The 9241-nt window shown below is 68.8% G+C and carries 9 protein-coding genes; 6 read left to right on the top strand and 3 right to left on the bottom strand.

The genetic code is table 11. From position 1 onward, the window contains the following. Window positions 1-338, top strand: a 338-nt coding sequence (locus V7067_RS12785; protein WP_334176288.1) for a LysM peptidoglycan-binding domain-containing protein, incomplete at its 5' end; no start/stop codon positions are given. Between the two features lie 109 nt (window positions 339-447). Here the strand turns inward: V7067_RS12785 and V7067_RS12780 are convergent. Further along, complete coding sequence (locus tag V7067_RS12780) at window positions 448-2325, bottom strand: ABC transporter ATP-binding protein/permease (protein WP_334176287.1); 1878 nt, start codon at window positions 2323-2325, stop codon at window positions 448-450. Window positions 2326-2330: 5 nt separating this feature from the next. Continuing rightward, complete coding sequence (locus tag V7067_RS12775; RefSeq protein WP_334176286.1) at window positions 2331-2708, bottom strand: metalloregulator ArsR/SmtB family transcription factor; 378 nt, start codon at window positions 2706-2708, stop codon at window positions 2331-2333. Between the two features lie 336 nt (window positions 2709-3044). Between V7067_RS12775 and V7067_RS12770 the strand changes: the two genes are divergently transcribed. Both V7067_RS12770 and pssA read left to right on the top strand, forming a co-directional pair. Beyond that, complete coding sequence (locus V7067_RS12770) at window positions 3045-3752, top strand: phosphatidylserine decarboxylase (protein WP_334176285.1); 708 nt, start codon at window positions 3045-3047, stop codon at window positions 3750-3752. A 29-nt stretch (window positions 3753-3781) separates the two neighbouring features. Beyond that, window positions 3782-4633: a CDP-diacylglycerol--serine O-phosphatidyltransferase gene (pssA, locus tag V7067_RS12765; RefSeq protein WP_334176284.1), complete on the top strand. Its 852-nt coding sequence runs from the start codon at window positions 3782-3784 to the stop codon at window positions 4631-4633. An 89-nt stretch (window positions 4634-4722) separates the two neighbouring features. Here the strand turns inward: pssA and V7067_RS12760 are convergent, their stop codons facing one another. Continuing rightward, window positions 4723-5163, bottom strand: coding sequence for a cytochrome c family protein (locus V7067_RS12760; protein ID WP_334176283.1), 441 nt, complete (start codon window positions 5161-5163; stop codon window positions 4723-4725). Between the two features lie 292 nt (window positions 5164-5455). Between V7067_RS12760 and hisS the strand changes: the two genes are divergently transcribed. The 3 genes from hisS to hisG all read left to right on the top strand — a co-directional run. Continuing rightward, the gene (gene hisS / locus V7067_RS12755; protein ID WP_334176282.1) at window positions 5456-7108 is read left to right on the top strand and encodes a histidine--tRNA ligase; all 1653 of its coding nucleotides are present in this window, start codon (window positions 5456-5458) and stop codon (window positions 7106-7108) included. 10 nt (window positions 7109-7118) lie between these two features. Beyond that, a complete protein-coding gene (locus V7067_RS12750; RefSeq protein ID WP_334176281.1) occupies window positions 7119-8285 on the top strand; it encodes an ATP phosphoribosyltransferase regulatory subunit in 1167 nt (388 codons plus the stop codon). Then, window positions 8282-9241 (top strand): ATP phosphoribosyltransferase (hisG, locus tag V7067_RS12745; RefSeq protein WP_334176280.1); only part of this gene is annotated, 960 nt, incomplete at its 3' end. The genes V7067_RS12750 and hisG, both read left to right, overlap by 4 nt.

Here is a 9241-nt window from a genome sequence, read left to right as displayed (position 1 = left end):
GCGCCGACGGGCATTTCATGCTGTCTTCCGACGCCGCGGTTGCCGCCGGGCAGCATCAGGTGCGTGCCGATCAGGTGGAAGCTTCCAGCGGCAAGGTGCTGGCGCGGGCTGAAGTGCCGTTCAACGACGTCGTGGCCGCGCCGGCCGGCGGCGAAAAGCCGGCGACGCCGGAAATGACGCACTTCCGCGTGCTGCGCGGCGACAATCTCTGGCAGATCGCCGAGCGGTTCTATGGCAAGGGCGCCCGCTTCACCGCTATCTACCGCGCCAACAAGGATCAGATCCGCGATCCGAACCTCATCTTCCCCGGTCAGGTTTTCGTCATTCCCAAGGAGTGATCCCCGCCCAGCGCGTGCTTCCCGCTCGCGGGCCGGCGCCGGCATATGAAAAGGGCTGCGGAACGCATCGTTCCGCAGCCCTTTTGTCTTTCCTGCCCGTGCGCGGTCGTCAGACCGGCGCCACCTCCAGCGGCCGCCCGGTGCCGGTCTCCGCCGCCTTCGCCACGGCTTCAGCCTCGGCGGCGGCCCGCTGGCGTTCCCACATCTCGGCATAGAGGCCGCCCCTGGCGATCAGGGAGGCATGGGTGCCGCGTTCCACCACCGCACCTGCCTCCAGCACGAGGATCTCATCGGCATCGACGATGGTGGACAGCCGGTGGGCGATGACCAGCGTGGTACGGTCCTTCGCTACCCGGTCGATGGCGCTCTGGATCTCCTGCTCGGTGCGGGTATCGAGCGCGGAGGTGGCCTCATCGAGGATCAGGATCGGAGGTGCCTTGAGAATGGTGCGGGCGATGGCCACGCGCTGCTTCTCGCCGCCCGACAGCTTCAGGCCGCGCTCGCCGACTTCCGTATCGTAGCCCTGCGGCAGGCCGGCGATGAATCCGGCGATCTGCGCGCTTGCGGCCGCTTCGGCCACCTCCGCCGGGGTGGCGGAAAGCCGGCCATAGCGGATGTTGTAGGCGATAGTGTCGTTGAAGAGCACCGTATCCTGCGGAACGATGCCGATGGCGGCGCGCAGCGATGCCTGCGTCACGTCGCGGATGTCCTGTCCGTCGATCAGGATGCGGCCACCGGTGACGTCATAGAAACGGAAGATCAGCCGCGAGATGGTGGACTTGCCGGCCCCGGAAGGCCCGACCAGCGCCACCGTCTTGCCTGCCGGCACTGTGAAGCTGATGCCCTTCAGGATCTCGCGGTCGGGATCGTAGTTGAATTTTACATCCTCGAAGGTGATGCTGCCGCGGGCGATGGCGAGCGGCTTCGCGTCGGGCTTGTCCTGCACTTCCGGCGGCACGTCCAGAAGCTCGAACATCGCCTCCACGTCCGTCAGGCCCTGCCGGATTTCGCGGTAGATGAAGCCGATGAAGTTGAGCGGCACCGAAAGCTGCATCAGCAGCGCGTTGAGCAGCACGAAATCGCCGATGGACTGCTGCCCGTGCACCACCGCATAGGCCGACATGGCCATGCAGACCACCATGCCGATGGTGAAGATCACCATCTGCCCCTGATTGAGCCAGGCGAGCGAGGTCCAGGTGCGCACCGCCGCCGCTTCGTAGATCGCGCGGGACTTGTCGAAGCGCACGCGCTCCACGTCTTCGTTATTGAAGTATTTGACGGTTTCGTAGTTCAGCAGCGCGTCGACGGCCTTGGAATTGGCCTCTGTGTCGGATGTGTTCATGGTGCGCACGATGCCGATGCGCCAGTTCGACATCTTCACCGTGAACCACACATAGAGCCACACGGTTATGGCGATGACGGCGAGGTACCACACATCGAACTGCCACCAGATGACGGCGGCGGTGAGGGCGAATTCCAGCGCGGTCGGCAGCGAATTCAGGATCGAGTAGCGGACGATGGACTCGATGCCGTTGGTGCCGCGCTCGATGATGCGCGACAGCCCGCCGGTGCGCCGCTGCAGGTGGAAGCGCAGCGACAGCCCGTGCAGGTGGCGGAACACCTCGTTGGCAAGGGTGCGCACGGCGTGCTGGCCGACACGGGCGAACAGCGCATCGCGCAGCTGGTTGAAGGCCGTGAGCAGGATGCGCCCGAGACCGTAGGAGATGACCAGCAGAACCGGCACGGTCGCCGCCATCACCATTTCCGGGTGGTCGGTGTCGCGCACCAGCGCATCGGTCGCCCATTTGTAGGTATAGGGCACCAGAACGGTGATGATCTTGGCGATGATCAGCGCCAGCACGGCGATGACGACCCGCCACTTCAGGTCGATGCGGTCCTTTGGCCACATGTAGGGCCAGAGGTGGACAAGGGTCGCCAGCTCGGAGCGGTCGCGCCGGGCTTTCTGGGTCTCTGGCCGTTGCGGCATGGCAATCACACGTCGGAGGATGTCGGCCCGGTCCGCTGCCGATCGTCGCAGGGGGCCGGCAGCGGGGATTGTTCCTGGGCGGTCCGGGCCGGCTGCGGCCCGCAGACGAGAAGGCCGAGGGCGGCAATCGCCCCGCCCCAGGCCTCGCGGTCGAGGGCATAGCAGGCCCGCGGTCCGTCGATGTTGCCGGTCACGAGGCCGGCCTCCTTGAGCACGCGCAGGTGCTCGGAGACCGTGGACTGGGCCAGCGGCAGGCGGCGCACGATATCGCCGCAGCAGCAGTGCTCCCGGTCGAGCAGGGCGCGCACGATCGCCAGCCGGGCCGGATGGCCCAGCGCCTTCAGCACGCGGGCGAGCGACTGGTCGGATGCGGGATAGGTCACGGTGCGTTTCCTTGATCGTCAAACGGCGATAGCCGAGTGCGGTGGCGGAAGCAAGGCAGAACCGCACGCGATGCGGCGCGCGGACCCTTCACACCGGGCGGCGGACGTGGGAAAGGGTCTTGCAGGGACCGGGCACCGGCGGAAACCAACGGGCCGGCCCCCGGCAGAAAGCGACGTGCGGCGGCCGTTTCCGGCCGCTTTCGTGCGACCGGGTGAGGCGCAACGTCGCAAAACGGGGTAGAACACCCCGCAATGCGCCGCTGCCCCTGCCGGGGCGCTGCGGCATCGGACGCGACCGGGCGGCGGAGCCGCCCGTGGGCAGACAGGGAAGACGAGATGGCACACGGCATCGGTGAATCGATCCGCCGGGCAATGGTTCCGATCCACCGGGAGGGCTATCCCTATATCCTCGGTTTCGCGGTGGTCACGGTCATCCTGTTCGTGGTGTGGGCGCCGCTGGGCTTTCTGGCGCTGTTCCCCACGCTGTGGTGCACGCTGTTCTTCCGCGACCCGGAGCGCACCGTGCCGCTGGACCCGGGGCTGGCGGTGGCCCCGGCCGACGGGCGGGTTTCCATCGTCGACAATGCCATTCCGCCGGCCGAACTCGATCTTGGCGAGGAGCCGCGTCTGCGCGTGTCGATCTTCATGAGCGTGTTCGACGTGCATGTGAACCGGGCGCCGCTGTCGGGCCGGGTGGCGCGCACGGTCTACAAGCCCGGCCGCTTCCTCAATGCCGAGGACCCGGCCGCCAGCCTTGAGAACGAGCGCAACGGCATCGTGCTGGACAGCGACGGCCGCCAGATTGCCGTGGTGCAGATCGCCGGCCTCATCGCCCGCCGCATCGTGCCGTTCGTGCGCGAGGGCTCCGGCGTGGAGCAGGGCGAGCGCATCGGCCTCATCCGCTTCGGCTCGCGCGTCGACGTCTATCTGCCGGACGGCGCCCGCGCTCTGGTGGCGGAAGGCCAGCGCGCGGTTGCCGGCGAAACCCCGATTGCCGATCTCGCCGGCGCCCGCCCGGCCATCGAAACGGTGCGCACGCTTTGAACCCGCGCCGGTCTTGGAGACAAAAAGGGATGATCGACCTTTTCCCCCCCTTCGATCCCGGCCGGCCCGGCAGCCGGCGCCGCATGCCCAACATCCGCCGCCTGCCGATGCGGATGATCCTGCCCAACCTCGTCACGCTGCTGGCGCTGTGCTCCGGGCTGACGGCGGTGCGCATGGCGATGGAAAGCCGCTATGACCTCGCCATTCTCGCGGTGGTGCTGGCCGCCGTGCTGGACGGGCTGGACGGGCGCGTGGCGCGGCTGCTGAAATCGACCTCGCGCTTCGGTGCCGAGCTCGATTCCCTCACGGATTTCGTCAATTTCGGCGTCGCGCCGGCGGTGCTGCTCTATTCGTGGGTGCTGCACGACCTGCGCTCGGTCGGCTGGATCGTGGTGCTGGTGTTCTCCATCGGCGCGGCGCTGCGGCTCGCCCGCTTCAACGTGGCGCTCGACGATGTGGAGCGGCCGGCCTGGCAGGGCAACTTCTTCACCGGCGTGCCGTCGCCGGCCGGGGCCATCTGCGTGCTGCTGCCCATCAATCTCGGCCTGCTGGGGGTGATCGAGCCGACGCGGGAAACCGCGATCGTCTCGGCCGTGTTTGCCGTGGTCATGGGTTTCCTGATGGTGAGCCGCCTGCCGACCTATTCCGGCAAGAAGCTCGGCAAGCGGGTGCGGCGCGATCTGGTGCTGCCGCTGTTCGTGCTGGTGGTGCTGGTTGCGGGCTTCCTCGTCAGTTATCCGTTCGAGATGCTGGCGCTTGCCTCGATTGCCTATCTGGCGTGCCTGCCGCTTGGCCTCATTGCATGGCGCCGGGCCGCGGCCCAGCATGCCCGCCAAAGCCCGGCTGCCGCGCCGCCGCCGGCGGGCGGCGAAAGCGCCTGACCGGCCGCAGGCCGGAGTCCGAAAAACGCATGCGCCGCGGAAAAGGCTTCTTTCCGCGGCGTTTTTGTCTTCTGAACGGGCGCGAGCTGTCAGGGGGCGGTGGAGCCGTCGGCCTTGAACTGGTGCAGGTAGGCCAGAAGGTCCGCCATGTCCTGATCCTTGCGGATGCCCGGAAAGATCATCTTGGTGGTCGGGATCATCTTCTTCGTGCCGCGCAGCCATTCGGCCATGTGGGCGTCGTCCCAGACGAAGCCGGCGCTGGCGAGGCCCTCGGAGAACACATAGTCCGGCAGCTTGCCGGCGGGCCGCCCCATGACGCCGTTCAGCTCCGGTCCGATATTGCTCTCCGCCCCCGGCCCGATCTGGTGGCACGCCTTGCAGCGGTTGAACACCTTCGCCCCGGCCTCGGCATTGCCCGGCGGCAGGGGCTGCGCTTCCTGCGCCGCGGCGCCCTGGCCGGAAAGGCAGAGGGAAAGGGCGAGCGTGGCGAAAGCGAACGGCAGGGCACGGGCGAGGGACGGGACACGCATGGACGATCCTCGGGAGAGCGATGCCGGCGGCAGCCCCGGGGGAAGAGCTGGAACCGTTCCGGACAGGCCTTCTTATCATTGCAGCACAGGCGTGGGAACAAGGCGGCCGGCGGGCCGGGCGGCCTTTTCCGCGGGCTGTTGCAGGGCTGCTTTCCGGCCGTTTCGCCGCGCGTTGCCTTGCCGGGCGGGGCTATCTCGTCTAACACCACGGCCGAACCTTTCCGCCGGCTTTTCAGGCCGGCGCCGCGCGGACGGCCCCAAGGCTGCCCGTCCCTGACCTGAGATGAGTGCCATGGCGAATTCCGAGCCGGCCGACAACGCGGCCACCGCAAGCGCCCCCGCCGGGGACAACGGCAACACTGCGAGCGCGGAAGCGAAGGTCCATGCCGGCGGTCATCCGGGTGCGAAGGGCAAAGGCAAGGGCAAGGACACCGCGAAAACGAAGGACGGCCGCCCGAAGCCGCGCCTGCCGCGCGGCCTGATCGACCGCGGACCGGCTGAGCTGGCCGCGACCGAGACCCTGCTTGCGGCCATCCGCGAGTCCTATGCTCTCTATGGCTTCGAGCCGGTCGAGACGCCGCTCATCGAATATGCCGACTGCCTCGGCAAGTTCCTGCCCGATCAGGACCGGCCGAACGAGGGCGTGTTCGCCTTTCAGGACGATGACGAGGACTGGCTGGCGCTGCGCTACGACCTGACGGCGCCGCTCGCCCGCTTCGTGGCGGAAAACTATGACCGCCTGCCCAAGCCCTACCGCTCCTACCGGGTCGGCTGGGTGTTCCGCAACGAGAAGCCGGGGCCGGGTCGTTTCCGCCAGTTCATGCAGTTCGATGCCGACACCGTGGGAACGGCCTCGGTGGCGGCCGATGCCGAGATCTGCATGATGGCGGCCGACACGCTGGAGCGGCTCGGCATTCCGCGCGGCGACTATCTCATCCGCATCAATAACCGCAAGGTTCTGGATGGCGTGATGGAGGCTGCTGGCCTTGCCGGCGAGGAAAATGCCGGCCGTCGCCTGACGGTGCTGCGCGCCATCGATAAGCTCGACAAGATCGGGCCGGAAGGCGTGCGCGATCTTCTGGGCGAAGGGCGGCTCGACCCGAGCGGCGACTTCACCAAGGGGGCCGGGCTCGATGCGGATCAGATCGCGCGGGTTCTGGCCTTCACGGTTGCGGGGGCGGACGATGCGCGGGTGACCTGCGCCAATCTCGCCGCGCTGGTGACGACCAGCCCGCGCGGCAGCGAGGGCGTGGCGGAACTGACCGAAATCGCCAGTCATCTCGAAGCCGCGGGCTATGGCCCGGAGCGTATCCGCATCGACCCCTCCGTGGTGCGCGGGCTGGAATATTATACCGGCCCGGTGTTCGAGGCCGAACTCACCTTCACCGTGCTCGACGAAGACGGCCGCCCGGTGCGCTTCGGTTCGGTCGGCGGCGGCGGGCGCTATGACGGGCTGGTTGGCCGGTTCCGTGCGGAGAACGTGCCGGCCACGGGCTTTTCCGTCGGCGTGTCGCGTCTCGCTTCCGCGCTGGCCGCGCGCAATCCCGCGCGGGCGGCCACGGGGGCCGGTCCGGTGGTGGTTCTGGTGCTGGACCGCGATGCCGAGGCTTTCGCCGGCTATCAGCGCATCGTTCAGGGCCTGCGAACCGCGGGCATCCGTGCCGAGCTTTATCTCGGCACCGCCGGCCTCAAGGCGCAGATGAAATATGCCGACCGCCGCGATGCGCCCTGCGTCGTTATCCAGGGCTCTAACGAGCGGGCGGCCGGCACCGTGGAAATCAAGGATCTGGTGGAAGGCGCGCGCATGGCGAATGCCATCGCCGATCACGCCGAATGGCGCGAGGCACGGCCCGCGCAATTCACGGTGCCGACCAGCGAGGTCGTGCAGGCAGTGGCCGGCCTGCTGGCCCGGCAGGCGGCCGACCGGGCCGGCGACGCGCGCTGAGGACCGAGTCATGACCCCTTATGAGACGACGGCCGCGCCGGCGCTGGCGGTGGCCGACCGGCTGGGCGGGCTGAAGACGCTGCTGGCTTCCGGCGGCAACCGCTTCGTCGAGCCGGCGGTGCTGCAGCCGGCCGCCCTGTTTCTCGATCTGGCGGGCGAGGATCTGCGCCGTCGCATGTTCCTTACCTCCGGTCCGGGCGGCGAGGAATTGTGCCTGCGGCCGGATTTCACCATTCCGGTCTGCAACATGCACCTGACCGGCGGCTCCGCCGACCGGCCGGCGGGCTATGCCTATCTCGGCCCCATCTTCCGCCAGCGGGCGGACGGGCCGGCGGAGAGCCTGCAGGCCGGCATCGAGCGGCTGGGCGATACCGATCTGGAAGCCGCCGACGCCGATGTGCTGGCGCGGGCGCTGGAGGTGGTTCGTCTTGTCGGCATCGCCCGCCCGCAGGTGCGCCTGGGCGACGAGGGCCTGTTCACCGCGCTGATCGAGGCGCTGCCGCTGCCGCAGGCATGGCGGCGCCGGCTGTCGGCGGCATTCGGCGACACCGGCCGCGTGCTGGCCGCCCTCGACTGGCTGGAAGGCCGCGTCGCGGAAGCGCCGGCGGTGCCGATTGCCGGTGCACTGGCCGATGCCGATCCTGAAACCGCCCGCGCGCTGGTGGAAAACATGCTGGCGGTGGCCGGGCTGACCCCGGTGGGCGGGCGTTCGCCGGCCGAGATCGCCGACCGGCTGGTGGAGCAGGCCAGCCTCGCCGCCGGTGCCCGGCTGGCGCCGGAGGCCGCGCTCATCCTGCGCCGCTATCTTGCCATCGCCTGCCCGCTCGACCGGGCAGGGGAGACGGTTGCCGCTTTCGCTGCCGACGTCGGCGTCGATCTGTCGGCGGCGCTGGCGTGTTTTGCCCGCCGCACCGCGCTGATCGCCGCGCGTGGCGTGGACACCGCGGCTATCGCGTTTGCCGGCGAATTCGGCCGCCGGCTGGATTACTACACCGGCTTCATGTTCGAGGTGCACGACCGTGCGCGGCCGGCTGGCGGCCAGAATGGCCAGATCGTCGGTGGCGGGCGCTATGACCGCATGCTGCAGCTGATGGGCGCCGGCGAAAGCGTGCCGGCCGTCGGCTTCTCGATCTGGCTGGAGCGGGTCGTTCCCGCGGGCAACGGGGCTGAAGCATGAGCGCGCCGCTGACGATCGCCATCCCTTCCAAGGGACGGCTTCAGGAAAACACCCAGAGTTTCTTCGCCCGTGCCGGCCTGCCGTTCGTGCAGGCCGGGGGAGCGCGCGGCTACCGTGCCGTGGTCCGTGGCGTGGAGGGCGTGGAGATCGCCTTCCTGTCGGCGTCCGAGATCGCCCGCGAGATCGCCGCCGGCGGCGTGCATCTCGGTGTGACCGGGCTGGACCTGATGCATGAGACCATCCCGGAGCCCGCCGCCCGCGATACGCTTATCCACCGTGTGCTGCCGCTGGGCTTCGGCAATGCCGATGTCGTGGTCGCGGTGCCCAAGGCGTGGATCGATGTGCGCTCCATGGCCGATCTCGCCGATGTCGCCACCGATTTCCGCGCCCGCCACGGCCGCTGGATGCGGGTTGCGACGAAATATATCCATCTCGCCCGCAGCCACTTCGCGGCCCATGACATTTCCGATTACCGTATCGTCGAAAGCCTCGGCGCCACCGAAGGGGCGCCTGCGGCGGGATCGGCGGAACTGATCATCGACATCACCACCACCGGCTCGACGCTGGAAGCCAACGCGCTGAAGGTGATCGACGACGGCGTGATCCTGCGCTCCGAGGCTAACCTGGTGGCAAGCCGTCGCGCGGAGTGGACGCAGCCCCAGCGCGCGGCCGTGTGCGTCATTCTCGACCGCATCGCGGCAGAGGCCCGGGCGCGGGCAGTGCGCGAGGTGCGCACCCGCGTGGCCGATGCGGCGCAGGTGGTGCGGCAGGTCCGCCAGTTGTTCGACTGCGTTGCCCTTTCCGGCGGCGAGGGTGGGGAACTGGTGCTGCATGTGCCGGCCGCGCGCGTGTTCGACTGCGCCGCCTGGCTGAAGGCCCATGGCGCGGCAACCGTTTCCGTGGCCGTGCTGTCGCAGGTGTTCGAGCCGGTCAATCCGCTGGTCGACCGGTTGATG

Source organism: Pseudoxanthobacter sp. (assembly GCF_036822375.1).
Classification (GTDB): Bacteria; Pseudomonadota; Alphaproteobacteria; order Rhizobiales; family Segnochrobactraceae; genus Pseudoxanthobacter.
Note: the sequence above shows the minus strand (reverse complement) of the source record. Positions and strands in the feature narration are given on the sequence as shown.

Coding starts and splice junctions, on each gene's coding strand:
- V7067_RS12780 (WP_334176287.1), bottom strand. CDS start 2,325: ATGCCGCAACGGCCAGAGACCCAGAAAGCCCGGCGCGACCGCTCCGAG.
- V7067_RS12770 (WP_334176285.1), top strand. CDS start 3,045: ATGGCACACGGCATCGGTGAATCGATCCGCCGGGCAATGGTTCCGATC.
- pssA (WP_334176284.1), top strand. CDS start 3,782: ATGATCGACCTTTTCCCCCCCTTCGATCCCGGCCGGCCCGGCAGCCGG.
- V7067_RS12760 (WP_334176283.1), bottom strand. CDS start 5,163: ATGCGTGTCCCGTCCCTCGCCCGTGCCCTGCCGTTCGCTTTCGCCACG.
- hisS (WP_334176282.1), top strand. CDS start 5,456: ATGGCGAATTCCGAGCCGGCCGACAACGCGGCCACCGCAAGCGCCCCC.
- V7067_RS12750 (WP_334176281.1), top strand. CDS start 7,119: ATGACCCCTTATGAGACGACGGCCGCGCCGGCGCTGGCGGTGGCCGAC.